Genomic DNA, 24189 nt, shown 5'->3' with positions numbered 1-24189 from the left:
CGCACTGAACAAGCCGCTGCCACATGGCCTCCTCAGGATGCGCTCGCGCCCGGACACGCTCGTGTCGGGCGCGAAACCCCTGGAGGAAGTGCTTCATGTCTTCTCGACTGCTGCGGCTCGCGACCGGCGCGATGCTTCTGGGTAGCACCCTGTCCATCACCGCTTGCGACGGTGACACGGGCCCCGCCGGTCCCGCCGGCTCCAACGGACAGGATGGCGCGGATGGACAGCCTGGCACCCCCGGCACCCCTGGTGACGATGGCGACCCCGGCGAGAACGGTGGACCCGGCCCCGCGGGCCCCGGTTCCCAGGGACAGCCTGGCCCCGGCGCAGTGACGCGCGCCCCCGGTGTGGAGGCCGGCACCCCACTGTCCTCCGTCATCGCGCTCACGTTCCGTGGAGACCTGGGCACCGGCGCGACGAACCTCGCGGAGTACGTGAAGGCTCGCGTGGACCAGTTCGTCGCTGGCTCGCTGCCGACGCCGCTCGTCTTCCCCTTGCCTCCCGCGTCGACCGACTCGGTGCGCACGGTGCCGGGCCTGTTCTCCTCCACGGTCATCAAGTGGATGGACCCCATCACCTTCAGCAAGACGGGCGCTCGTTTCGGCGCCAACGTCGACTACATCGCGTTCTTCGGTGACGGCTGGTCCGCCCAGGGCAACGCGCCCCAGTTCAAGGGGAGCGGCTCGGCGGGATGGATGTGGATCAACCACGAGTACATCTCCGGCACGAAGCCCCGCGTCGGCACCGCGCCCATCGGCCAGCACCTGGACTTCGCGCGTTTCCTGCGCAACAGCGGGACGTTGTCCAACTCGGTGACGGATGGCACCACGTGGCAGGACGACGCGCTCATCGCCTACAACAAGGAATGGAAGAAGCAGGTGGGCGGCACCTGGATTCGCGTCGTGCAGGACCCAGCCACCGGCGAGTGGGCCGTGGACCGCAACGCGGGCAACCTGCGCTACGACGCCTCCAGCACGACGCTGGCGAAAGTCGTCGGCATGTCGCTGTCCGGCGTGGACCGTGACGACTCCGGCGCCGACCTGGCCTCGGGCGTGGTCGCCGGCACGCACTCCAACTGCTCTGGTGGACAGACGCCGTGGGGCACCATCTTCACGGGCGAGGAGAACGTGCAGGGTGTCTACGGCGATCCGGAAGGCGGCCTGTGGACCGGCAAGAACGACTGGATTCCCAACGCGCCGGGCATGGTGACGGGGGCTCCGCTCGCGCCGGACTTCTCGTCTCCCACGTCGGGCGACATGATCAGCTCCGACTCGCGCTCGTCGCACCGGAAGGACGGCTACGGCTTCCTCACCGAAATCGACCCGGGCCAGCCGGCGGACCTCTGGTACGGCAAGGACGCATCGAAGCCCGGCGCGGGCCACCGCAAGCTGGGCGTCATGGGCCGCGCCCACTGGGAGAACGCGGCCTTCGTCGTCGACGCGAACTGGAAGCTGCTCGTCGACCAGCCCGTCGTCATCTACGGCGGCGATGACCGCCGAGGCGGTCGCATCTTCAAGTTCGTCTCCAGCCGTCCGTACACGGCGGGCATGACGAAGGCGGAGATTCGCGCGCTGCTCGACCAGGGCACGCTCTACGCCGCGCACTTCGCCGGTCTGGATAACGGCACCGGGGACACGCTGGTGGGCGGTGTCATCCCCACCGAGCAGGCGCCTGGACAGGGGAGTTGGGTGGCGCTGAGCCTGGACAGCGCGGACCTCGCGCCGAACGGCGAGGCGCTCGGGCAGCCGACGATGACGGTGGGCACCGCGCTGCGCGACGTCAGCTACAACGCCATCGGCGGCTTCACGGACGACGACCAGGTGCGCAAGCTGCTGTGGACGGCGGCGAACAAGGTTGGCGTCATGGAACTCAACCGTCCCGAGGACCTCGAGTGGAACCCGAAGGACCCCGGCGGCACGCCGCTGCTGTACGTGGCCTTCACCGAGCACGGCGACCCGACGGCGCTGGACCAGCAAGGCCGCGTCGCCACCGCCACGCGAGGGCCTGATGGGGCCTGGGTGACGAAGGCGCGCGGTGCCACGGACAACCGGGCGACGGACCGGGTGGGCTCCATCTTCGGCATGCGCGAGGCCAACCCGGCGGCACCGGGCGGCTCGCGGACGTTCACCTTCTTCCGCGTGTGGAAGGGCGAGACGGCGGCGACGAGCGCCACGCCGGAGTTCTCCGCGGCCAAGCCGGACAACCTCGCCATCGACCGTGACGGCGGGGTGTGGTTCGGCACCGACGGCAACTTCGGCGTCAACAAGGTGGCCGACGGCATCTACTACCTGAACCAGAGCCCGGCGCATCGGGACAGCGCGTACTTCCGCAAGGCCTTCCGCGTGCTGTCCATGCCGAGCGACGCGGAGGCCACCGGCCCCGCGTTCAGCGCGGACATGAAGACCCTGTTCGTCAGCGTCCAGCATCCGGGCGAGGACAGCTACAGCGTCTGGCCGTAGTCGCGCGCCCGTCCAGGAGAACGACACCGATGCCCATCATCTCGAAGGGAGGCGCCAGAGGCGTCCTCGTCCTGTGCCTCGCGCTGGGAAGCCTGCTCGCCTCCGCGGGGGTGTGGAGGCAGCGTGGTTCCACGCGCATCCCCGAGCCTCCCTTCGACCCGCTCGCGCAAGCCCTGGCGAGCGGGAGCACCGTGGCCAACCGTGAGGCCCCCATTCCGTCCATGTGTTACACGAAGACGGAAGGTGTCTCGAACCCCTGTTGGACGTGCCACACCGGGGGCGTCGGCTTCAACGTCATGGACGACGAGTCGCTGCAGGCCGAGTACGCCTTCAGCGACGTGGGCCTGCTGAACCAGTGGAGCAACCTCTTCGTCGACCGCACCGCCGCGCTCGCGGACATCTCCGACGACGAGGTGCTGAAGTACATCCGCGAGGACAACTACGCGTCACTGCGCGAGTCATTGCTCCAGCGTCCCGGTGGATTCAAGGGCTGGGTGCCGGACCTGAACCTCTCGCGAGGCTTCGACGCGGAGGGCTTCGCGCTCGACGGAAGCGGCTGGCGAGCCGTCCGCTACAAGCCGTTCCTCGGCACGTTCTGGCCGACGAATGGAAACACGGACGACGTCTTCATCCGGCTCCCGGAGGTGTTCCAGCGCGACGCCGACGGAAGGCTCTCGCGAGACGTGTACCGGCTCAATCTCGCCATCCTCGAAGCGGCGATGACGATGGACCCCGGGCTGCTGGAGGTGGTGGCGGCGCGGCGACGGGTGGAGCCGGTGGACGAGCGCTCGGGGGGCGTGGATGTGAATGGGGACGGCGTGTTGACCTCCGGTGTCGAGGAGGTGCGCGGCCTGCCGAAGACCTACGCGGGAGGCGCCGCGAAAATCGCCGTGCGCCGGGACTTCTATCCGCGCGGCGTCGAGTTCCTCCACACCGTGCGGTACGTGGACCCGGATGCGCCCACGTTGTTGTCGGCGCGCATGAAGGAGGTCCGCTACTCGCGCAAGGACGAGGAGTACGCGGGAGACCAGGTGATGGCCTTCTATGCGGCGGAGCAGGAGAAGAAGATGCGCAACCGGCTGCCCGCGTTCCCTGGCACGCCCGAGCTGGGGCTCATCAACGAGTTCGGCTGGCGCCTCCAGGGCTTCATCGAGGACGCGAAGGGCCGCTTGCGGGTGCAGACGTTGGAGGAGCACGCGTTCTGCATGGGCTGTCACACCAACCTGGGCGTGACGGTGGACCAGACCTTCGGATTCCCGCGCAAGGTGCCGGGCAGGGAAGGGTGGCGGCATCAAGACCTGCGCGGCATCCCCGACGTGCCACAGGCGGGCCACGCGAAGCCGGAAGTGCTCACGTACTTCGAGCGAGTGAAGGGCGGCGACGAGTTCCGCGCGAACGAGGAGTTGCTCACGCGCTTCTTTCCGAAAGGCACGGTGGATGAGACGTCCGTGCGCCGGGCCGCGCGAGGAGGGGACAAGGACCTGGCGTGGCTGCTGACGCCGTCGCGCGAGCGGGCCGTGGCCCTGGGCCGCGCGTACATGGTGCTGGTGCGCGAGCAGGGCTTCACGAAGGGCCGCGACACGCTGCTGGCGCCTCCGAGGAACGTGCTGCCCCAGGTGGAGAACGGCTCCACGGGACTGGAAGACGCGGGCCTCATCTTCGAGGACGGTCGCCTGCACCTCGCGTGGGAGTGAGCCGGGCCTACTTCGCCGTGTGGCGCTCCACGAGCTCGGTGGCGCGCAGCAGCAACTGCTTCATCGTGACGGTGCCCAGGAACTCGCCCTGTGCATCCGTCACCACCACGGGGTCGTAGACGGCCTCCGGCGCGCGCGCCATCGCCAGTCCGACGAGCGCCGTCACCGCCATCTGGTCCTCGACCACCAGCGGAAGCTCTTGCCGCCCGCCGCCCGCCGCGAGGCTCCGCCGTGTCACCAGCGTCTGGGGCCGCGCGCCGTCCAGCACCACCACGTGGTCCACCTGCGGCGCATCGCGGAAGAGGTTCGTCACCGCCTCTGACGTCGCCGTCGCATCGGCCGTGGCCCGGCGAATGACGAGACCTCCCACCGTGCTGTCATCCGCGCGCTCGCGCAGGAGCAGCGCGCGCATGGCCACGCGACGTCGCGTCTCGAAGGCCTCCGTGGGACGTCCGGGAATCGGCGCGGGACGGGCGAGCAGATATCCCTGCGCGTGACGGATGCCCAGCCGCAGCAGCACCGTCATCTCCTCCCACGTCTCCACGCCCTCGGCGATGAGGATGGCGTCCACGCTGGAGGAGAACGCCACCAGCGACTTCACCAGGTGCTGCCGGTAGTCGTGCAGGTGGATGTCCCGCACCAGGGCCTGGTCCAGCTTGATGAAGCGCGGCACGCAGTGCACCAGCGTCACCAGTCCGGAGTGTCCCGCGCCGAAGTCATCCAGCGCGAGCCCGAAGCCCTGCTCCGAGCACTCACGCGTCAGGCGCTGCAGCAGCGCGCCATCCTCGATGACCGCCTTCTCGGTGAGCTCCAGCACCAGATGTCGAGGCCCCAGCCCGTGGCGCTCCAGGAGCGCCAGCGTGGAGCCATCCCCGAAGCGCGGGTCGCTCAACACGTCCGGACTCACGTTGAAGAAGAAGGGCGCGCGCCGCTGGTCCTCCGGCAACGTGGAGATGCGGCGCAGCGCGGACGTCCAGCACGCGCGCTCCAGCTCCCACGTGTAGCCCGACATCCTCGCGTGCGTGAACAGCTCGTGCGGTGACTCGAGCGTTCCCTGTCCGCGCGACAGCACCTCGTGTCCGATGACCTCGCCATCTCGCAAGTCGACGATGGGCTGGAAGGCGGAAGTCACCCCGGGCTCGGAGCCGTTCCACAACCAGAGAGGAATCGGACCGGGCTGTCGGACGAGGGGGTGGGTCATGACGGGGCAAATGTTACCTGACGGTACCCACGTCTACAGTTCATGCCTGCGCACTACCGTCACAACTCTTACTCAGCGTACGAGCCGACGGCCTCCCACCGGCTCGATTGGCCCTGACATCCGGGGAATCCTGCTCATGGGACGCGAATTCGAGAATCCGCGCCTGCTTCGGAGGGCCCCTCCTCGACGGGTTGGACCGGGTTGACAGCCGAGGGCGAGTCCGTCCGGACGGGCTCGGGGACCTGGGCCAGCGTCGCCTGGGTGGCCACCGCGTCCAGGCTCTGACCTTCTTCCCACTGCACGGAGGACAGCGCGCGGAACCGACGCGCGAGCGATGACAACTCCGCGGCCTTGAGCTGGGCCTGTCCACTGCGCAGCGACAGCAGTGCCACGCGCGCGCGCTCCAGCAGGGCGACTTCCGCGCGCAGCCTCGCGAGGATTCGCTCGCGTCGCAGCTTGAGTTCTCCCAGCCGCTCGACCTCTTCCGCCAGCGACGCGGCCGCGGACTCCAACTGTCGACGCGCCACCGCATCCGTGCTGGCCCTGGCGCTGCGTTCCAGCTCCGCGCGCTCGGCCTGCAGCTCCGCCTGGGCGCGCTCCTCGAGCTGCGCTTCCACGCCAGCCCACTCGGAGGCCAGCTCCACCGCGTCGCGAGTGATTCTCGCCAGCGTGCGGGCCAGCTCCTCGCGCGCGGGCTCTCGCGGCAACAACGCGAGCGACTGACCGCACTGGCGATACAGCGCGAGCGCGCGCTCACACTGCGTCCGGAAGTCACCGGCCAGTCGGGGAATCAGCTCCTCGGCGCGGGCCTCCACGGGGTCCGCGGTGAGGGCCAGGTGCGCGGCCACCGAACTCAGCCCCACGAAGAGTCCCAGGATGGCGCCCGTCGCTCCCGCCGCGAGCAGCGCGGGCGTGGCCAGGTCCGCCAGCCGCGCGGAGAACACGCGGGCAATCTCCACGCCGCCCAGCGTGAGCCCCGCGCTCAGCAGCGCGCCGAGCCCCAGGTGCACGAGGGTGGGGCGCGCCTCCGCCACCTGTCCCTCCACGCCCTTCTCGCTCAGCCGCGCGCGCACCAGCAGAGAGCCCGCCGCCGCCGCGCTGCACGCCACCGTCCAGGCGGGCGCCATTCCCAGCGCATACGGCACCGCCGTCAGCACCACACCCAGTCCCCCCAGGAGGATGCGGTCCCAGCGGTCTCCCTGGGCACACGCCAGCACCACGGCGGCGGGCACGAGCCAGGCCAGCGGCAAGGGCAGTCCGATGCGAGCGGTGACGAGCTGCAACAGGCCCGCGCCGGCCCCCGCGGCGAGGGCGCGCGTCACGGTGCGCTCAAAGGCTTCGCGGTGGTGCAACTGCAAAATGGTGGCGTTCATCGACACTCCGGACCCGGAGGAGGCCCAAGGGACTCCCCCTTTCACGTACGGGCGAATTAAAAGGTCTGCCGGATGAAAGCCCCCCCTGTCCCCGTGGTGATGCGCGCGCTGGTCCTCAAGGCCTATGACGGGCGGCCGGAATCCCTCCAGGTGGAGCGCCGCGCCGTTCCCCGACCTTCCGCGAAGCAGGTGCTGGTGCGCATGGCGGCGTCGCCGATCAACCCGGCGGACCTCCAGTTCGTGCGGGGCCAGTACGGGGTGCGCAACGCGCTGCCCACGGTGCCGGGCTTCGAGGGCAGTGGCACGGTGGTGGCCTCGGGAGGCCTGGCGGGGCAGTTGCTCGTGGGGCGTCGCGTCGCGTGTGTCGCGCCCGTGGGCGGAGATGGCCTGTGGGCGGAGTACGCGGCGGTGCCGTTGCAGCAGTGCATCCCCCTGCGCGCGCACATCACCTTCGAGCAGGGCGCCAGCCTCTTCGTGAATCCCTTCACCGCGTGGGTGCTGATGGAGCGCGCGCGCGAGGGCGCGCACGTGGCCCTGGCGCAGACGGGCGCGGCGAGCAGCGTGGGTCGGATGCTGGGCGCGCTGGCGCGGCGGCGAGGTGTGCCCATGGTGCACGTGGTGCGGCGCGCGGAGCAGGTGGAGCTGTTGCGCGGACTGGGCGCGGAGCACGTGCTGAGCAGCGACGAGCCGGAGTTCCAGGAGCGGCTGCGCCTCATGTGTCACCAGCTCAAGGTGTCACTCGCCTTCGACGCGGTGGCGGGGCGACTGACGGGCCAGTTGTTGGGTGCCTTGCCCGAGGGCGGTCGCGTGACGGTGTATGGCGCGCTGTCGGAGCAGGAGTGCCGCTTCGACCCGGGTGATGTCATCTTCGGGCGCAAGACGGTGGACGGCTTCGCGCTCTCGGAGTGGGCGCGCCGGGGCTTCGGCCGCGAGCAGCTCAAGGCGCTGATGGGGGTGCCGTCGCTGGTGGGTCGCGAGTTGGAGACGCCGGTGCGCGCGCGGCTGCCGCTGGAGTCGGCGGGGGATGCGGTGCGCATCGCCTCGGCGGACATGACGTCCGGCAAGGTGCTCTTCATGCCGGAGCAGGGGTCGATGGTGTGAAGGCCGCTCAGGCCTTGTCGCGGGAGATGGGGCCGAGCTTCGCCTTCGTCACCCGCAGGTAGTCAGCCGGCGCCAGCACCAGCTGCGTGCCGCGCACGCCCGCGGACACGGCCACCTCGTCGAACAGCTCCAGCGTCTCATCGACGTAGACGGGATAGTCCTTCTTCCCGCCGATGGCCGTGCAGCCGCCGCGCACATAGCCGGTGAGTGGCTGGAGTTCCTTCAGCGGCACCGTGTCCACCTTGCGATCTCCGCTCAGCCGGGCCAGCGCCTTGAGGTCCAGCTCCGCGTTGCCGGGCACCACCGCCATCAGCACGCCGGTGCGGTCGCCCCGCGCGACGAGCGTCTTGAAGACCTGCTCCGGTGGCATGCCCACCTTGGTGGCCACCGACTCCGCGGAGAGGTCCTCCGGGTCCACCTCGTAGTCGCGCAGCGAGTACTTCACGCCCAATGAGTCGAGCAGCCGCGCGGCGTTCGTCTTCATGGCCTCAGACTCCGAGCACCGCGGCCGCCGCCTTCACCCTCGCGAGCGCATCCTCGGGCGTGGTGCCCACCGCGGACAGGTGCCCCATCTTCCGGCCCTTGCGCGCGTCGCGCTTGCCATACAGGTGCAGCCGCACGCCGGGCAGCGCCAGCGCGTCCTCGAACCGGGGGCCGCCTTCGCGCAGCCACAAGTCCCCGAGCAGGTTGACGATGGCCGCCGGACGCACCACCTCCACCGAACCCAGGGGCAGGTTGCACGCCGCGCGCACCGCCTGCTCGAACTGCGAGGTGAGGCAGGCCACCTCCGTCGAGTGGAAGCTGTTGTGCGGACGCGGCGCCAGCTCGTTCACCAGCACGGTGCCGTCGCGCAGCAGGAACAGCTCCAGCACCAGCAGGCCCTCCACCTGGAGCGCCTCGGTGATGTCGCGGGCCAGCTCCGTGGCTCGTTCGGCGACGCCGGCCGGCAGCGGGCCGGGCAACAGCGACCACGCGAGGATGCGCTCCTCGTGGTGGTTGAACGCGGGCGGGTACACCGCCAGCTCGCCCTTCGGACTGCGCGCCACCAGCACGGACAGCTCCGACTGGAGGTCCAGCGCGGCCTCCACCACGACGGAGCGCTCACCCAGCTCGCGCCATGCGGCGGGAGCCTCGGCGGGCGTCTTGACTTCCACCTGACCGCGCCCGTCGTAGCCGCCCTCGCTCGACTTCACGAAGCACCGACCGCCCAGCGCCTGGATGGCCTGGGCCAGCTCGTCGGCCGAGTGCGCCTCACGCCACGGCCCCACGGGAAAGCCTCCCTTCGCGAGCCAGCCCTTCTGTCGGCCTCGGTGCTGGATGACGTGCAGCACGGACGCGCCCGGACGCATGGGCGTGTGGCGGGCCACCGCCTCCAGCGTGGCCAGCGGCACCTTCTCGATTTCGAGCGTCACGGTGTCGCAGCCCTTCGCCAGCTCCTCGGCGGCGGCGATGTCCGCGAAGGAAGCGGTGAGGCAGCGGTCGACGACGGAGCGCGCGGGGCACGTCGCGTCCGGGTCCAACGCCTGCACCTGGAAGCCGAGCGTGCGCGCGGCCAGCGCCATCATCCGCCCGAGCTGCCCCCCGCCGAGGATGCCAATCGTCCCGCCGGGGAGCACCACGCGAGGGCTCATGACAGCTCCCGGTGGGCCATGACTTCGTCGGTGCGCGCCTTGCGCCAGGCGGCCAGCCGCTCGCGCACCTCCGGGTACTTCAGCGCGAGGATGGCCGCGGCGTGCAGGGCGGCGTTGGCCGCGCCCGGCTTGCCAATGGCCTGCGTCCCCACGGGCACGCCCTTGGGCATCTGGACGATGGAGAGCAGCGCGTCGATGCCGTTGAGCAGCGTGGTGGGCATGGGCACGCCGATGACGGGCAGCAGCGTCTTCGCGGACACCATGCCCGGCAGGTGGGCGGCGCCACCGGCGGCGGCGATGATGAGCGACAGGCCCCGCGACTCGGCCGTGGACGCGTACTCCATCATCCAGTCCGGCGTGCGATGCGCGGAGACCACCCGCACCTCGTGGGGGATGCCCAGCTCCTTCAGCACGTCGATGCCCGGCTGCAGGTACTCGAGGTCACTCTTGCCGCCCATGATGACCCCGACCCAAGGGGTGTTTCCGCTCGCCATTCGGTCCACGCCTCCGTGCCTCCAGCCGAAGGCGGGAGGAACGCGGAGATAGGGCCGGGCGATTCCGACGGTCAACCTGGAAGTCACCCTTCGCGCCCGCGTGCACGGTGGGTGCGCTCGCTCGCTTCGACTCACTCCCCACTCAAGCCACGCATTCCCTGTGTGCTCGTCTGGCGCCTTTCAATCCAGTCATGTCAGATTATTCCGATGAAAATCCCCCTCCATCGTGTCGTCGTTCATCGAGCGTTCGCTCCAGGACTTCTCTGTGTCCTGGTGGGCCTGGGCTGTCAGGCAGGGGGCGACGACACCGCGCCGCCCGTGCGTGGACAGGCCGTGGTGGCTTCGCTGGACTCGCCATCCTCTCTGCCCACGAGCCACCATCAGATTGTCTTCAGCGCGAGCGGCCCCATTGACGGGATGCACTGCGTCGCCATCGACGAGCCCCAGGATTCGAATGGCTGGAGTGACAACTACCTGTGCTCGCCGACGGACCTCGGCTTCGTCTGGGTCCACGCCGACGAGCTGCCCCTGCCCCTCATGCGTTGCACTCCCGTGACGGAGCGCTCGGAGCCCGGGAGTTCGTGGGCCGAGAACTATCTGTGCATCCCTCACGAGTCTCCGCTCACCCTGACCTGGTCCAGCGCGGGGTCGTTGCTTGGCAAGGAGTGCGTCAGCTTCAACGAGCCCCAGGACCCTCACGGGTGGAGCGACAACTACCTCTGCCTGGAGGCGCCGCTGGTGATGCGCTTCAGCGCGTCTGGCCCCATCGAAGGGATGACCTGCACGCTGATGAACGAGCTGGCCGACCTCGCGGGAGGGTGGGGGGACAACCATCTCTGCACCAACAAGGACATCGGCCTGCGCTGGACCATGGACGGCACCTTGCCGGCCGGGGCTCGCTGCAACCCGATTGTCGAGAGCGCGGAGCCGGCGGAGACCACGTGGCACGACAACTTCCTGTGCGTGCCCGAGGAGGCGGAGGCGATGTTCGCCTTTTCGTCAGCGGGGCCGCTGCTGGGGCCGGACTGGCTCTGCACCCGGTTGCTGGAGACGGAGGACCCCCATACCTGGGACGACAACTACCTCTGCTACCGCGAGGTGCCGCTGGCGTTCCAGTTCTCCTCCGCTGGCCCCATCCAGGGCAAGGCGTGCACGGCCATCACGGAGACGACCGACGTGGCGGGCACGTGGAACGACAACTTCCTGTGCGCCGAGCGCGACGTGGGCCTGCGCTGGAGCGAGACCGGGGCGATTTCGGGCATGCGCTGCACGCGCATCCGCATGTCAGGGGAGACGGGGTGGGATGACAACTACCTCTGCGTGCCGCCGACGTCCGCCCTGAACTTCGTGTGGTCTCAGATGGGCCGCTACGCCAACAAGATCTCCGTGCCCTTCGCGGAGCCCGCGGATCCTCACGCCAACTGGATGGACGCGTACCTCTGCTACTAGCCGTCCCCTGAAATGAAACACCCCGCCTCCGCCCGGCGCTGTCGAGCACCGTGCGGGAGCGGGGTGGGGTGTCGGGCCCGAGTGAGGCGCGGGCCTCGAGGTCAGTAGGTGGAGCCCACCTTGCCGAAGCCGCGCAGCGCCTTCACCTTGGACTTCTTCGTGGCGGAGCGGACCTCCTCTTCGCTTCCGGCGCTCTCGTACTCGTCCAGCGTGGCCTGCTGCTCGGCCAGGTCCGAGGCCACCGCCGCCGGGCTCGCCACGGTGCTGGCCTCCTTGAACATCACCTGGTTCTGCTGGATGTAGCCCTTGGCCTCGTCGCGGCGGCCCTCGCGCAGGGCCTCGGCGGCCTTCTGGAGGTTCTGCGCGCTGCGCGCCCGCACCGCGTACACCGTGGCGTCCTTGTCCTGCCTCGCGACAACCTCTTCCTGCCGGTCCGTCACCACCGCGGACAGGGCGGCGCCGTTCTCCACGCCCACGTTGCGGATGAGGTCGGTGTAGTTGAGCGTCAGGTCCGTCACCCGCACCGTCTGGCCCACCGCGTCGCCCGTCGTCGACAGGCGCACGACGACGCGCTCCAACTGGCCGGCGGAGAAGTTCGGCAGCGAGACCATCACCTGGTTGCCGGACTGCCGCGCGTTGTAGCCCAGCACCTCGCCCAGCACCGTGCCCGAGGGCAGCGTGAAGGTCAGCGTCACGTCCCGCGCCACCGTGGTGGAGGCCTGCTGGAGGTCCTTCTGGAAGAGCGCGGCCAACTGGCCAGCGTCCTCCAGGTAGCCGTACGCACCGGCGCCGTACTCGGCGAAGCCCTGCATCAGGTCCTCGTTGAAGTCGGTGCCCACGCCAATGGCGCTCACCGTGATTCCCGTGGCGCGCAGCTCGCGCACCTGCCGCGTCAGGCCCTCGTCGTCGGTGATTCCCTCGGTGGGCTGGCCGTCGCTCAGGAGGATGAGCCGGTTGACGCCGAAGCCCTCCTGCGCGGTGGACAGCTGGTAGCGGCCCGCGGACAGGCCCGCGGAGATGTTGGTGCCGCCGTCATCCCAGATGCCATCCACGTACTGAAGCATCCGCTCGCGCTGCGCGGGCGTGGCCGGCGCCGACGGAAGGCTCTTCACGTCCGAGCCGTAGTGGACGATGGCCAGCCGGTCCTCGTCCCGCAGCAGCCCCACCAGGTGCCGCGCGGCCTGCTTCGCCTGCGCCAGCTTGTAGCCGCTCATGGAGCCCGAGCGGTCGATGACCAGCGCCAGATTCACGGGGCGGCGCTTGGCGCCCGGGACCTCCGCGCCCGTCAGGTCCACCGTGGCGAAGACCTCCGAGCTGCCCGCGGGCACATACGGATGCGACAGGCGGCTCGTCATCGTCAGCGAGCCGGGCGTGCCTTGCACGGGGAGGGGAGGAGTCGGAGGCGGCGTCTTCACCTCGACGACGGGATCCGTCCTCGGGCGGGTCACCTGGGGCAGGCCCAGCACCAGGGCGGTGAGGGCCAGGCCACCGGCCAGGGACAGGAAGAGGACCGTTCGATTCATGAGGCAGGGCTCCTTGCGCGGACGACGCGGGCCCTGCCTTTACGAATCAAGCGCGGGAAAAGGTCTACCTCCCGCGCACGAAAGTGTCACCCACCCTGCGCGCTGATGTTCCCGGCGCAGAAGAAGGGCGAGTTGTTCTCACCGAAGGTCCGTCGGTAGAAGTCCTCATCCGCGGAACGCAGCGCGTCGAGCGTGTCCTCGTCCAGCAGCAGCGAGCGGCAGGTCATCCGGCCCGGCAGGTCCGGATTCACGTCGGAGGTGTCCTTCACCTCGCACGCGTCGGAGCTGGCCCCGTCGATGCACGGCTTGCTGCAGTAACCCATCGCCGGCGCCGTCGGGTTCACCGCGCCATCCTCGGTGCGCGCGCGGGGGTAGTCCTGATCCCGCACACAGATGAGGTCCTCGCACTCGACGGAACCAAAGGAGATGAAGTCCTGGCGGTCCGCCACTTCACTCTCCAGCACCGGCATGGTCTTGGTCGGCGAGTTCTCCTCGGGCAGCGCCTTCCGGACCAGGGTGCACGGCTTGCCAATCTCGCTGCTGACCTTGCATCCCCCGAGCAACAGCGCGGTGGACACGAGGAAGGCGGCTCGCACGGACATCTTCATGAGACCTCGACAAGGGGGAGGGGGCACGGGGGGCCCACGACTAGCGCGCCCAGGGTAGCACAGCACCTCCGGGTGCCAACGCTCACACACCGCGGTGTCCACTCTGGAATTGTTCAGGAATACCGGAGAGATACAGAGTAGACAGGCATGCGCTGGGCGGTTGCTGCTCGGGAATACGACCGATAGGATGGCGAAGCGAAGAGTCGCGCTGAACCCCCGGTGGAGTCTTTCCCCCCCTCCCCCACGGAGCCCCCGGTTTGAATCGCCACACGTTGCTGCTCGCGCTGTGCCTGGTGCCCGCCCTGGCACCTGCGCAGAGCCAGGAGGGCATGGGACTCGACCTCACGGAAGAGACCCAGCCCAAGTCCGAAGAATCACCCACGCCGCCACCGGCGGAGGAGGCCGCGCCCGCAGCGACCGCCACCCGACCCGTGGAGGAGGAGGCTCCTCCTCCCGAGGCCTTGCCGCCGCTGACCGACATCACCCAGGAAGACCGGGTGAAGAGCGTCCAGCGAAAGGTGTACCGGAAGCAGGGACGCTTCGAGCTGACGCCGCTCATCAGCGTCTCCGTCAATGATCCGTTCTATTCGAAGGTGGGTGTCTCCTTGCGGGGCGCCTACTACCTGGCGGACACCCTGGCCATCTCGGCGCGTGGCTCGCTGATGCAGGTGGTGCCGTCCGACGACGTGCGCACCGCCAAGCGCGCCTTCTACAGCAAGATCTACAACTCGGTGCCCGAGTGGTCCGCCATGGGCGACGTGGAGTGGAGCCCGCTGTACGGCAAGGTGGCCTTCCTCAACTCCATCCTGCACTTCGACGGCTATCTGCTGGCGGGCGCGGGCGTGGTGAAGACGGAGACCTCATCCTTGCCGGGCCGCGGGCTCAACCCCGCCGCGGACCTGGGCCTGGGCATGCGCTTCGTGGCCCAGGACTTCATCGCGGTGAACGTGGCGCTCATCAACACCTCCTATGTGGATCAGCCCCTGGGCAGCGCCAAGGGGGCCATCCAGAACGTCATGACCCTCAACGCCGGCATCTCGCTGTTCCTGCCCTTCCGTTCGACGGGGAGGGACGCGGAATGAAGCCCGTCTTCCGTTGGCTGTTGACCCTCTGTCTCGCCATGCCCGTGCTGGCGAACGCGCAGACCACCTCCGAGGAGGAGGAGGCCGGCGACGTGTCCGAGGTGGACAAGGACCGGCTCGGCCCCCTGCGTGAGCGGGTGCGGCCCGTGTCGGGCCACGTGTTCCTGAAGAAGGGGCGCTTCGAGTTCAGCCCGTCCGCGACGCTGTCGCTGCGCGACGCCTTCTTCACCAAGTACATCTTCGGTGGCGTGCTCACGTATCACCCCATGGAGACGCTCGGCATCAGCCTGCGGGCGGGCTACGCGGTGAACGCGGTCGCGGGCTCGGCGCAGATCTGCACCTTCTCCGACGGCACGGATGGCTCCACGCGCGGCTGTAAGTCGCCCGCCAAGAGCGAACTGGATGGTCAGGCTCCCGGGCAGCTCAAGCTGCTGGGTGGCGCGGACGTCCAGTGGGCGCCCATCTACGGCAAGCTGTCGCTCTTGGCCGAAAGCTTCATCCACTTCGACCTGTACGGCGTCGTGGGTGGCTCGGTCATCCAGTACCGGGGACCGGACCTGGATGATGCCACGGGCCTCTTGGCCAAGGACTACCTCACCCCCGGCGGCAACGTGGGCGTGGGGATGCGCTTCTTCTTCAACCGCTGGGTGACGCTGCGCACGGAGGTGCGCGACCTCATCTATGTGGAGAAGGGCCGCACCGACAACTATCTGCGCAACCAGCTGCTGTTCGAGCTGGGAGTGTCCTTCTTCTTCCCGTCGTCCAACCCTGGGTCATGATGCTGCGCTCCTTCAGGCTCATCCGCCTCGCCGTCCTCGGGCTCGCGCTCGTGTGGACGGCCCCTTCGTTCGCCCAGAACTTCGAGGGACTGGACCTGGGTGGTCAGTCCAAGTCCAAGAAGAAGAAGAAGGGTGCTTCAACCACCCGGTCCTCCAAGGCCTCCAAGTCGAAGAAGAAGCCGACGCGTGGCTCGCGGGGCAAGACGCCTCCCGCGCCCGTGGAAGACGACGCTCCGGCGGAGGCCACCGGTCCCATCGAGGCCACTCCGGCCGCGGTGACCGGCCCCACCTCTCCCTCCGAGGCGACGCCCGCTCCGGCGCCCACGCCCACCCCGCCCGCGGCTCCCGCGAACAGCGGCGGCTTCGGGCTGGACCTGACGCAGGAGACGCCCAAGACGCCCGCGCCCACCATGTCCTTCGACGCGGTGGATGTCTCCGGCAAGACGGCGGACCGCCAGCGGCTGGACATCACCGTCAGCCTCTTCAAGAACGACGAGTACGAGAAGGCCGCCATGTCGGCCCACGAGCTCCTCGCGGACCCGAAGCTCGCGGGCCTGCACACGGAGGCGCGCTACGTGCTGGCCAAGTCGCTCTACCGCATGGGCATGTACCACTCGTCGCTCGGTGAGTTCTCCAAGCTGCTCGCCCTGGGGCCCTCCACCAAGTTCTTCAAGACGAGCCTGGAGTGGCTGTTCTTCATCAGCCGCAAGACGAAGAACGAGACGGTCATCCTCGACGAGATTGCCCGTCACGCGAACCAGGAGTTCCCGGAGAAGTACCGCAACGAGTTCCGCTACCTGCTGGCGCGTTACCACTTCGTGCGCGGCCGCGCGCTGGACCAGGTGGGCCAGAACGCGGACGCGGACAAGAGCTTCGCGGAAGTGCAGCGGCTGACGTTGCTGATTCCCAAGACGGACGCGTTCTACCCGCGCGCGCGGTACCTGGACGGTCTGGCCTCGTTCCGCAACGGCAGCCGTCAGAAGGACGCGGCGGCCAAGCGTGGCAACGGGGAGATGCTGGCCTCGGTGGAGGCGATGAAGGAAGTGGTGCGCCTCACCCGCCCGGTGGCCGGCAAGTCCGCGGACCAGGTCAAGCTGGACAAGTCGCTGCGCGAGCTGGCGTTCATGCAGCTGGCCCGCACGCACTACGGCATGCAGCAGAACCGCTTCGCGCTGTTCTACCTGGGCAAGGTGGAGCGCGGGAACACGCAGTGGCTGGAGTCGCTCTTCGAGGCGAGCTGGGCCAACTACCGCGTGGGTCAGTTCGAGCAGGCGCTGGGCAACCTCATCACGCTCTCGTCGCCCTTCTTCCGCGAGGAGTACTTCCCGGAAGCGCTCATCCTCAAGGCGGTCATCTATTACGAGAACTGCCGCTACCGCGAGTCCAACATCATCCTCCAGGACTTCGAGCGCACGTACCTGCCGGTGCATGACCAGCTCGAGTCCCTGGTGAAGAAGAACATGGAAGCGGGCGAGTACTACTCGGTGCTCGCGGACGTGCAGAAGAAGAACAAGGACGGCCTGGAGAAGAACGAGACGGACGTCATCCTGGAGCGCATCCTCCGCCTGGCCCTCACGGACCAGGACCTGCGCAAGACGAACGACTCCATCCTCGAGCTGGAAGGGGAGATGGACGCGTTCGCCAGCCGGGGTGACACCTTCAAGTACTCCGAGCTCTCCAAGAGCCTGCTGGAGGAGCTGAAGGTCCACCGCACGGGCCTCATCTCCAAGGCGGGCATCATGGCCAAGGGCAAGCTGGAGACGGAGCTCGTCGCGCTCAAGCAGCTGCTCGCCAACGGCCTGCGCATCAAGTTCGAGACGACGACGAAGGAGAAGGAGTTCCTCGAGGACCAGCTCAAGGCGGGGGGCCGTACGTCCATCGTCAAGAAGTACAAGTTCTCGGTGGCCGTCTCCGACGACCAGCTCTACTGGCCGTACGAGGGTGAGTACTGGCGCGACGAGCTGGGCACGTACCAGTACACCCTGACCAAGGGCTGCATCGACCGCGACACGGCGAACCGGAACGTCCAGTCCGCCGAGGCGCTCTAGAAGAGAGCGTCAAATCGTCGCGGGGCGCGGAGTTGCCGCGCCTTTCAGACCGCCGGAGCGCTATCTTCCGCGCTCCGGCGGTTTTTCATTTCCAGCAAGGGAGCTACGGGTGAGCCGGACGGCGTCACTGCGCGTCGTCTTCGGAATCGTGTCGCTGGACCTCATCGGGTTCGGCATCCTGATTCCGCAGCTGGGCGTGTACGGAGTGAAGTTCGGAGCGTCGCCCTTCACGGTGGGGCTGCTCATCTCCGTCTATTCGCTGATGCAGCTGGTGGCGGCCCCCGTGCTCGGCCGGCTGAGTGACAGGTACGGCCGCCGGCCGGTGTTGCTGCTCAGTCAGGTGGGCTCGCTGTTGGGCTACGTGCTGTTCGCCCTGGCGCACTCGCTGCCGCTGCTCTTCCTGGCGCGCGTCATCGACGGCATCTCCGGCGGCAACATCGCCACCGCGCAGGCCGTCGTCGCGGACATCACCCGCCCGGAGGAGCGCGCGCGGGGCATGGGCGTCATCGGCGCGGCCTTCGGCCTGGGTTTCGTGCTGGGGCCCGCGCTGGGCGGTTTTCTGGGCGCATGGGGCGGCAACCTGGCCATTGGCCTGTTCGCGGCGGGGCTGGTGGCCGTCAATCTGGTCTGCACCTGGTTCTTCCTCCCGGAGTCCCGGGTGGAGGGGGGGCCGGAGGGCCATGTGCGCACCCTCAAGGGCGCCGTCCAGGCGCTGCGGTTGCCCGTCGTCGCGCGGTGCCTGGTGCTGATGCTGCTGTTCACCACCGCGTTCTCACAGATGGAGGGGACGTTCTCCGTCTACCTGCTCACGCGCTTTCTCTCCGTGGGGCCGGTGGCGCTGGAGGGGGGGCTGTTCCTCCACCCGGTGATGACGGACACGGCGGTGCTCCGCGAGGCGAGCCTGCGCGCGGGCTGGCTCTTCGCGGTGGTGGGCGTGCTCAGCGCGCTGGTGCAGGGTGGGGTGGTGCGCAGGCTGGTGGGAGGGGAGGGGGGCGGGGGCTCGGGGCGAGAGGCCCAGGTGGCCACGGCGGGCTTCGGGGTGACGGCGCTGGGCCTGGCGCTCCTCCCGGTGGCGCCCACGTACGGGTGGCTGTTTCCCGTCATGGGGCTGTTGGCAGTGGGCTCGGCCTTGACGAACCCCTGCCTGTCCGCGCTGGTATCACTGCATGCGCCCCCGCAACGACTCGGTGCGGCGCTGGGGGGCTTCCAGGCCGCGGGCTCGCTGGGGCGGATTCTGGGGCCGGCGCTGGGCGGGTGGCTCTTCACCCGCTTGGGGCCCGGGGTGCCGTACGGGACGGCGGCGGGAATGCTCGTGGTGGGGGCGTTGGTAGCGGCCAGCCTCGTGACTCAGGCGAGAATGGCAGGCGCGAGGGCCGGACAAAGGTCGTAAGATGGGGGCCATGGTGGTCAAACAGCCGCAGCCCGTGACGATTGCCTTCGACGTGATGGGGACGGACCATGGGCCAGCGGAGGTGGTGCGCGGAGCCGCGCAGCTCTCCCTGGACTCACCCCACATCCATGCGTTGCTGGTGGGGGACCGGACGCTCATCGACAACGCGCTCGCGGAGACGAAGCACAACGGCGAGCGCATCTCCGTCCAGCACGCGGCGGACTTCGTGGGCATGGACGAGAAACCCGGCGAGGCCCTGGCGCGCAAGCCCAACGCGTCGGTGGCGGTGGCCGCCAGGCTCGTCGCGGAGGGCGAGGCCCAGGCGCTGGTGTCCGCGGGCAACACGGGCGCGGGCGTGCTGGCGTGCGCGCGCCACTTCCAGCTCATCCCCGGCGTGCGCCGCGCGGCGCTGGCCACGGTGTATCCGACGCGCTCGGTGCGAGGCGCGAAGGAGGACCCGTTCTCCCTCATCCTCGACGTGGGGGCGACGGTGGAGGCCACGGCCGATGACCTGGTGACGTTCGCCGTCATGGGCTCGCAGTACGCGCGCATCATCTCCCGCAACGAGCGGCCCAAGGTGGCGCTGTTGTCCAACGGCGTCGAGCCGCAGAAGGGCCCGCCCCGGGTGGTGGAGGCGCACGCGCGGCTGTCGGAGATGAAGGACATCAACTTCATCGGCAACGTGGAGGGCATCGACATTCCCAAGGGCACCGCGGATGTCATCGTCACCGACGGCTTCACGGGCAACGTGTGCCTGAAGATGCTGGAGGGCGTGCACGAGACAGTCGTGGAGCTGGCCCAGTACGCCTACAAGGAGAGCCTGCGCTGGCGCGCGGGCCTGGCCATGCTGTCCAGCGGGATTCAGCGCATCAAGGACATCACCGACTGGAACCAGTACGGCGGTGCGCCCATCCTCGGGTTCGACCGCATCTTCATCAAGGCGCACGGGCGCTCGAAGGCGCGCGCCATCGCCAACGCGGGCAAGGTGGCCGCCAAGGTGGTGGCGAACAACCTGGGGAGCTCCATCCGGGAAGGTCTTCAGAAGTGAGTCTGCCGGACCGCATCGACCCGCGACCGCCGCGGCGCATCTACCGCTGGGATCTGGACAAGACGTACCTCCAGACGGACTTCGATTCGCTCAAGGACCTGCTGCGCACGGCCTTCCAGAAGGCGCACGAGAAGGTCGCCATCCCAGGCGCGAGCGCGCTCATCCGCGAGCTGTCGGAGAACGGCGACTCGCGGCTGTGCATCGTCTCCGGCAGCCCCAAGCAGATGCGCGCCGTGCTGGAGGAGAAGCTCAAGCTGGACGGCGTGCGCTGGGACGAGTTCGTCCTCAAGGACAACATCGGCAACCTCTTGCGCGGGCGCTTCCGCGCGCTGCGCGGGCAGGTGGGCTACAAGCTGCCGGCGATTCTGGAGAGCCGGGTGAAGGCGCCCGCGGAGGCCGAGGAGGTCCTCTTCGGTGACGACGCGGAGGCGGATGCGTTCATCTACTCGCTCTTCGCGGACCTGATTGCCGGCCGCGTGGACGAGCGCGTGTTGTCCCAGGTGCTGGAGGCGGGCGGTGTCTATCCGGACGACGCGGAGCGCGTGCGCGCGGCGTGGAAGCAGATTCCGGTGGCGGACCCGGTGCGGCGCATCTTCATCCACCTGGACAAGCTGACGCCGCCCGCGCACTTCACGGCGTACGGGCCTCGCGTCGTCCCCATCTTCAACTACTTCCAGGCCGCGCTGGTGCTGTTGGCGGACGGGCATCTGTCCGCGCCGCAGGTGCTGAAAATCGCGGTGGAGATGGTGCAGACGGCGGGGCACAACATCATCACCCTCTCCAACTCCTTCCAGGACCTGCTGCGCCGGGGCCTGCCGCTGCAGCAGGCGGCGGTGGCGCTGTCCCAGGCGCTGGAGGGGCCCAACAAGCTGCTCGCCGCGATGCGTCCGATGCCGGACATCCTCTCCGCGTTCAGCAAGCGGCTCGCGGCGCTGGGCACGCCGCCGCCCCCTCCGCCCGTGCAGGCGGTGGACTACGTCTCCCTCATCCACCACGCGCTTCCGCGAAACCACAAGGGCCGCACCAAGCCGTCTCCCTGAGCCCGCCAGGACAGGAACCGCGGCGCGCGCGCACCCCATGTGCGAGGGGTGCCCGAACTCAACGGGAGGGTGGCTGCCTGGTGTCCAGACGACCGACCAGGCGGGTGGGACGCGTCCGGGCCCGCCGGGGTGCTGCCCAGGCGGGCTGGTGCACGGTGCTTGGGCCGGTTCCAGAACGTTTCACGCGCTTCCAGTGTTGATACGGAACAGAGTCATCCGGGAGGGCGGGAGCCTGCCGCCGGCTGCCGGCCATGGGGTTGATACTCGTGGCGGACTCTTTTTCACCGCCTGGAGCGAGCCTGGAACAGGATGCCCTTCGACGCCTCCCCGAATGCACGGTCGAGCCCCTTGTTGCTGGAAAAGGGACGGGTGGGGTGGAAGCGCTCCACCTGTCCGGTGGACCCGCAGAAAGGGCGCTACTCCCTCCCAGGGCGGATGCGCTATAGACGGCTGCCCCTGAAGCGCCCCGTTTGGGGTGTCCATGGTGATGACGCGAGTTTTGACTGAAACGCCGCCTGCCGGCGGTCCGCTGCCACCTGCGCCCGATAAGACGCGCGCGAGGTTGCCTCATCCGAGGCGGCAGTGGGCTCCGAGCGCGGCGCTCAAGAGGTTTCCATGTCTTCCAATCTGGAGCTGACGACTGCCCCCTCGGAACAGGCGAGTGCCCCCGAGTCCGTGGCCGCCGAATCGGCCCTCCCCGAAGTTTCTTCCCACTCCGCTGTCTCCGCCGACGAAGCGCCCGAGCCCAGAAGCCAGATGAGCCCGCTCGAGGACGACGCCGACGACGAGTCCGATGACGACGACGAGGTCGACGCGCTCGACGGCGTCTTCGACGAGACGGGTCTGGCCGCCGCGGAGGTGCTCGCCGCCGCCGAGGCGCAGGACGCCGCCGAGGCCGCCGAGGACGAGGTGGAGCAGGTGCCCACCGTGCTCGAGCCGGAGCCCGAGCCGACTCCCTACGAGCGCGCGCTGCACGCCCCTCATGTCCGTTCCACGGGAGAGCCGGCGGAAATCGACCCGGACGAGCTGGACCCGGACGCCCTGAAGGTGGTTCTGCGGCTGCATCAGCACGGCCATCAGGCGTACCTGGTGGGCGGCTGCGTGCGCGATCTGCTGCTCGGCAAGAAGCCCAAGGACTTCGACGTCGCCACCAGTGCCCACCCGGGCGAGGTGCGCGCCATCTTCCGCAACTGCCGGCTCATCGGCCGTCGCTTCCGGCTGGCGCACGTCTACTTCAAGGGTGGGAAGATCATCGAGGTCTCCACCTTCCGGGCGAATCCGACGGAGCTGGAGGCCGCGGCGCCTTCCGCGCCGGAGGACGAGGGCGAGGCCGGGGGCGATGACCTGCTCATCACCCACGACAACGTCTTCGGCACCGCGCAGCAGGACGCGCGCCGCCGCGACTTCACCATCAACGGCCTGTTCTACGACGTGAGCGAGGGACGGGTCATCGACTACGTCCGCGGCCGTCGTGACTTGGACGAGCGGTTCATCCGCACCATCGGCGACCCGGAAGTGCGCATGCGCGAGGACCCGGTGCGAATCCTGCGCGCCGTGCGTTTCGCCGCGAAGCTGGACCTGGACATCGAGTCGCGCACGTACGCGGCCATGGAAGGCGCGGTGGAGGACCTGCCGCGCTGCGCTCCCGCGCGTCTGCTGGAGGAGACCTTCCGGCTCATCCGCGGCGGCGTGTCAGCACCGGCCCTGAAGCTGCTGGACGCGCTGGATGCGATGAAGTTCCTGCTGCCGCCGGTGAATGCGTACCTCAAGCAGCACGGCAAGGAAGGCGAGAAGACCTTCTACTCCTTCGCGCAGGCGCTGGACCGCCGGGTGGCCGCGGGTGAGCCGCTCGACGACGCCATCCTCCTGGCGGCGCTGCTGGTGCCCATCAGCCACTCGGGTCCGCCCGCCGAGCCGCAGGAGGGCGGTCGTCCTTCCGTGTCGCAGGTGGTGGAGGAGCTGCTCGCCGGCTTCGTCCAGTCGGCCCGGCTGCCCCGCCGCATCGCCGAGCGCTGCCGCATGCTGCTGCTCGCGCAGCGCACGCTGTCCGGCGAGCGCCGCCGCAAGAGCGCGGCCTTCCGGCGTCACCCTCTCTTCGGCGAGGCCCTCACCGTGTTCGAGATGACGGTGGAGGCGACCGGAGAGCACCGTGAGCAACTGGACGCGTGGAAGGCCGGCGAGGTGCCGCCTCCTCGCCCCGAGGCCTCCGACAGCGAGGGCTCCGAGCCCGGTGGCCAGCGCAAGCGTCGCCGCCGTCGTCGTCGTCGTCGTGCCGGGGGAGAGGGCTCCGCCTCAGCGGGTTCTTCATCCGGCTCCGGCGCCGGCGAGGCGTGAACCCGGCGCCCCCCGCGGAGGTCCCCCGGACGCGTGTCTACGGGGGACTGGTGCTGGGCGTGGTGGCCGTGTCCTGGGCCGCGCCGCTCATCCGCTTCGCGGAGGCGCCGTCCCTGGCCATCTCCGCGTGGCGCCTCACCTTCGCCTCGGTGCCGCTGCTGGCGCTCGCGCTGGTGCGGGGCCGCTCGGAGCTGACGTCCCTGTCCGCGCGGACCTGGGGCTGGCTGGTGTTGTCCGGCCTCGCGCTGGCGCTGCACTTCGCGACCTGGATTGCGTCGCTCCAGTACACCACCGTGGCCAGCTCGGTGGCGCTCGTCACCACGCAGCCGGTGTGGGTGACGCTGTTCGCGTGGCTCGCCCTGGGTGAGCGCGTGGGCCCTCGTGGTATCGCGGCGCTCGTCCTGTGTCTCGCGGGCAGTGTCCTCATCGGCGCGCGGGACTTCGCGGCCGGAGGCACGGCGCTCTGGGGTGACCTGCTCGCGGTGGCCGGCGCCGTCATGGCGGGCGTGTACTTCGTCGTGGGCCGTCGCGTGCGCGCGTCGATGTCGCTGGGCACGTACGTGGGCATCGTCTACTCGGTCGCGGCGGTGGCGCTGATGGTGGCGCACGGCTTCGTCGACTCGCCGCTGACGGGCTTCACGCCGAGCACCTGGATGGTGCTGGTGGGACTGGCCCTGGTGCCGCAGCTCATCGGCCACTCGCTGCTCAACGCCTCCGTGCGTCACCTCTCCGCGCCCTTCGTGGCGGTGGCCTCGCTCGGTGAGCCCGTGCTCTCCACGCTGTGGGCCGTGCCGCTCCTGGGTGAGAAGCCCGACTGGGTGCAGCTCGTCGGTGGAGGACTGGCGCTGGTGGGCGTATTGGTCATGTCCCGGGACGAGGCCGCGCGTCAGCCGCCGCCGCCCGACATGGTTCCCGCCGCGGACTGAGCGCGC

Annotated in this window: 19 protein-coding genes; 12 read left to right on the top strand and 7 right to left on the bottom strand. The window is 69.3% G+C overall.

Annotated elements, in window-relative coordinates; genetic code table 11:
• The first annotated feature begins 95 nt into the window (after window positions 1–95).
• Both HUA78_RS18185 and HUA78_RS18180 read left to right on the top strand, forming a co-directional pair.
• Complete coding sequence (locus HUA78_RS18185; protein WP_174476810.1) at window positions 96–2462, top strand: alkaline phosphatase PhoX; 2367 nt, start codon at window positions 96–98, stop codon at window positions 2460–2462.
• Between the two features lie 29 nt (window positions 2463–2491).
• On the top strand, window positions 2492–4156 hold the full coding sequence (locus HUA78_RS18180) for a hypothetical protein (RefSeq protein WP_174467833.1): 1665 nt from the start codon (window positions 2492–2494) through the stop codon (window positions 4154–4156).
• Window positions 4157–4163: 7 nt separating this feature from the next.
• Here the strand turns inward: HUA78_RS18180 and HUA78_RS18175 are convergent, their stop codons facing one another.
• Window positions 4164–5357: an EAL domain-containing protein gene (locus HUA78_RS18175; protein WP_174457145.1), complete on the bottom strand. Its 1194-nt coding sequence runs from the start codon at window positions 5355–5357 to the stop codon at window positions 4164–4166.
• 134 nt (window positions 5358–5491) lie between these two features.
• Window positions 5492–6730 carry a hypothetical protein gene (locus tag HUA78_RS18170; RefSeq protein ID WP_174476809.1) on the bottom strand — a complete coding sequence of 413 codons (1239 nt, stop codon included), beginning with the start codon at window positions 6728–6730 and terminating at the stop codon, window positions 5492–5494.
• Between the two features lie 72 nt (window positions 6731–6802).
• Here HUA78_RS18170 and HUA78_RS18165 point away from each other — a divergent pair, with 72 nt between their 5' ends.
• Window positions 6803–7831 carry a zinc-binding dehydrogenase gene (locus tag HUA78_RS18165; protein WP_174461835.1) on the top strand — a complete coding sequence of 343 codons (1029 nt, stop codon included), beginning with the start codon at window positions 6803–6805 and terminating at the stop codon, window positions 7829–7831.
• Window positions 7832–7838: 7 nt separating this feature from the next.
• On the opposite strand, the gene ybaK is transcribed toward HUA78_RS18165, so the two are convergent.
• Genes ybaK through purE form a run of 3 tightly spaced genes read right to left on the bottom strand, consistent with a single transcriptional unit; the run spans window position 7839 to window position 9956 of the window.
• Window positions 7839–8315 (bottom strand): Cys-tRNA(Pro) deacylase, encoded by a 477-nt coding sequence (ybaK, locus tag HUA78_RS18160; RefSeq protein ID WP_174476808.1) that lies wholly within the window; start codon window positions 8313–8315, stop codon window positions 7839–7841.
• Between the two features lie 4 nt (window positions 8316–8319).
• A complete protein-coding gene (gene purK, locus HUA78_RS18155) occupies window positions 8320–9462 on the bottom strand; it encodes a 5-(carboxyamino)imidazole ribonucleotide synthase (protein ID WP_141647977.1) in 1143 nt (380 codons plus the stop codon).
• Window positions 9459–9956: a 5-(carboxyamino)imidazole ribonucleotide mutase gene (purE, locus tag HUA78_RS18150; protein WP_141647982.1), complete on the bottom strand. Its 498-nt coding sequence runs from the start codon at window positions 9954–9956 to the stop codon at window positions 9459–9461. The genes purK and purE overlap by 4 nt, the downstream gene beginning before the upstream one ends.
• 207 nt (window positions 9957–10163) lie before the next feature.
• Between purE and HUA78_RS18145 the strand changes: the two genes are divergently transcribed.
• Window positions 10164–11405, top strand: coding sequence for a hypothetical protein (locus HUA78_RS18145; RefSeq protein WP_174467835.1), 1242 nt, complete (start codon window positions 10164–10166; stop codon window positions 11403–11405).
• 101 nt (window positions 11406–11506) lie between these two features.
• On the opposite strand, the gene HUA78_RS18140 is transcribed toward HUA78_RS18145, so the two are convergent.
• On the bottom strand, window positions 11507–12928 hold the full coding sequence (locus tag HUA78_RS18140) for a VWA domain-containing protein (protein WP_174461837.1): 1422 nt from the start codon (window positions 12926–12928) through the stop codon (window positions 11507–11509).
• Between the two features lie 86 nt (window positions 12929–13014).
• Window positions 13015–13536, bottom strand: coding sequence for an adventurous gliding motility lipoprotein CglC (gene cglC, locus HUA78_RS18135; RefSeq protein ID WP_174457139.1), 522 nt, complete (start codon window positions 13534–13536; stop codon window positions 13015–13017).
• 257 nt (window positions 13537–13793) lie between these two features.
• Here cglC and HUA78_RS18130 point away from each other — a divergent pair, with 257 nt between their 5' ends.
• The 8 genes from HUA78_RS18130 (at window position 13794) to HUA78_RS18095 (ending at window position 24183) form a co-directional block, all read left to right on the top strand.
• On the top strand, window positions 13794–14618 hold the full coding sequence (locus HUA78_RS18130) for an outer membrane beta-barrel domain-containing protein (RefSeq protein ID WP_141649328.1): 825 nt from the start codon (window positions 13794–13796) through the stop codon (window positions 14616–14618).
• Window positions 14615–15397 carry an outer membrane beta-barrel domain-containing protein gene (locus HUA78_RS18125; RefSeq protein ID WP_174457138.1) on the top strand — a complete coding sequence of 261 codons (783 nt, stop codon included), beginning with the start codon at window positions 14615–14617 and terminating at the stop codon, window positions 15395–15397. The genes HUA78_RS18130 and HUA78_RS18125 overlap by 4 nt, the downstream gene beginning before the upstream one ends.
• A complete protein-coding gene (gene gltC / locus HUA78_RS18120; RefSeq protein WP_141649331.1) occupies window positions 15397–17445 on the top strand; it encodes an adventurous gliding motility protein GltC in 2049 nt (682 codons plus the stop codon). Before HUA78_RS18125 ends, gltC begins: the two co-directional genes overlap by 1 nt.
• A gap of 109 nt (window positions 17446–17554) precedes the next feature.
• Window positions 17555–18835, top strand: coding sequence for an MFS transporter (locus HUA78_RS18115; RefSeq protein ID WP_174457137.1), 1281 nt, complete (start codon window positions 17555–17557; stop codon window positions 18833–18835).
• A 1-nt stretch (window position 18836) separates the two neighbouring features.
• Complete coding sequence (gene plsX, locus HUA78_RS18110; RefSeq protein ID WP_371745607.1) at window positions 18837–19883, top strand: phosphate acyltransferase PlsX; 1047 nt, start codon at window positions 18837–18839, stop codon at window positions 19881–19883.
• Window positions 19880–20923, top strand: a complete 1044-nt coding sequence (locus tag HUA78_RS18105; RefSeq protein ID WP_141644869.1) for a phosphatase domain-containing protein — start codon at window positions 19880–19882, stop codon at window positions 20921–20923. The genes plsX and HUA78_RS18105 overlap by 4 nt, the downstream gene beginning before the upstream one ends.
• Before the next feature lie 615 nt (window positions 20924–21538).
• Window positions 21539–23257 carry a polynucleotide adenylyltransferase PcnB gene (gene pcnB, locus HUA78_RS18100; RefSeq protein ID WP_174457136.1) on the top strand — a complete coding sequence of 573 codons (1719 nt, stop codon included), beginning with the start codon at window positions 21539–21541 and terminating at the stop codon, window positions 23255–23257.
• A complete protein-coding gene (locus HUA78_RS18095; protein ID WP_174466393.1) occupies window positions 23254–24183 on the top strand; it encodes a DMT family transporter in 930 nt (309 codons plus the stop codon). Before pcnB ends, HUA78_RS18095 begins: the two co-directional genes overlap by 4 nt.
• The last annotated feature ends 6 nt before the right edge of the window (window positions 24184–24189 follow it).

It is taken from the genome of Myxococcus sp. CA033 (genome assembly GCF_013336625.1).
GTDB classification, from domain to species: Bacteria; Myxococcota; Myxococcia; order Myxococcales; family Myxococcaceae; genus Myxococcus; species Myxococcus llanfairpwllgwyngyllgogerychwyrndrobwllllantysiliogogogochensis.
The sequence above is the reverse complement of the archived record's forward strand: the minus strand, read 5'-3'. Positions and strand labels throughout refer to the sequence as shown.

What these genes read in the sequence shown, in the direction of transcription:
- HUA78_RS18185 (WP_174476810.1), top strand. Translation starts at nt 96, where the DNA reads ATGTCTTCTCGACTGCTGCGGCTCGCGACCGGCGCGATGCTTCTGGGT.
- HUA78_RS18180 (WP_174467833.1), top strand. Translation starts at nt 2,492, where the DNA reads ATGCCCATCATCTCGAAGGGAGGCGCCAGAGGCGTCCTCGTCCTGTGC.
- HUA78_RS18175 (WP_174457145.1), bottom strand. Translation starts at nt 5,357, where the DNA reads ATGACCCACCCCCTCGTCCGACAGCCCGGTCCGATTCCTCTCTGGTTG.
- HUA78_RS18170 (WP_174476809.1), bottom strand. Translation starts at nt 6,730, where the DNA reads ATGAACGCCACCATTTTGCAGTTGCACCACCGCGAAGCCTTTGAGCGC.
- HUA78_RS18165 (WP_174461835.1), top strand. Translation starts at nt 6,803, where the DNA reads ATGAAAGCCCCCCCTGTCCCCGTGGTGATGCGCGCGCTGGTCCTCAAG.
- ybaK (WP_174476808.1), bottom strand. Translation starts at nt 8,315, where the DNA reads ATGAAGACGAACGCCGCGCGGCTGCTCGACTCATTGGGCGTGAAGTAC.
- purK (WP_141647977.1), bottom strand. Translation starts at nt 9,462, where the DNA reads ATGAGCCCTCGCGTGGTGCTCCCCGGCGGGACGATTGGCATCCTCGGC.
- purE (WP_141647982.1), bottom strand. Translation starts at nt 9,956, where the DNA reads ATGGCGAGCGGAAACACCCCTTGGGTCGGGGTCATCATGGGCGGCAAG.
- HUA78_RS18145 (WP_174467835.1), top strand. Translation starts at nt 10,164, where the DNA reads ATGAAAATCCCCCTCCATCGTGTCGTCGTTCATCGAGCGTTCGCTCCA.
- HUA78_RS18140 (WP_174461837.1), bottom strand. Translation starts at nt 12,928, where the DNA reads ATGAATCGAACGGTCCTCTTCCTGTCCCTGGCCGGTGGCCTGGCCCTC.
- cglC (WP_174457139.1), bottom strand. Translation starts at nt 13,536, where the DNA reads ATGAAGATGTCCGTGCGAGCCGCCTTCCTCGTGTCCACCGCGCTGTTG.
- HUA78_RS18125 (WP_174457138.1), top strand. Translation starts at nt 14,615, where the DNA reads ATGAAGCCCGTCTTCCGTTGGCTGTTGACCCTCTGTCTCGCCATGCCC.
- gltC (WP_141649331.1), top strand. Translation starts at nt 15,397, where the DNA reads ATGCTGCGCTCCTTCAGGCTCATCCGCCTCGCCGTCCTCGGGCTCGCG.
- plsX (WP_371745607.1), top strand. Translation starts at nt 18,837, where the DNA reads ATGGGGGCCATGGTGGTCAAACAGCCGCAGCCCGTGACGATTGCCTTC.
- pcnB (WP_174457136.1), top strand. Translation starts at nt 21,539, where the DNA reads ATGTCTTCCAATCTGGAGCTGACGACTGCCCCCTCGGAACAGGCGAGT.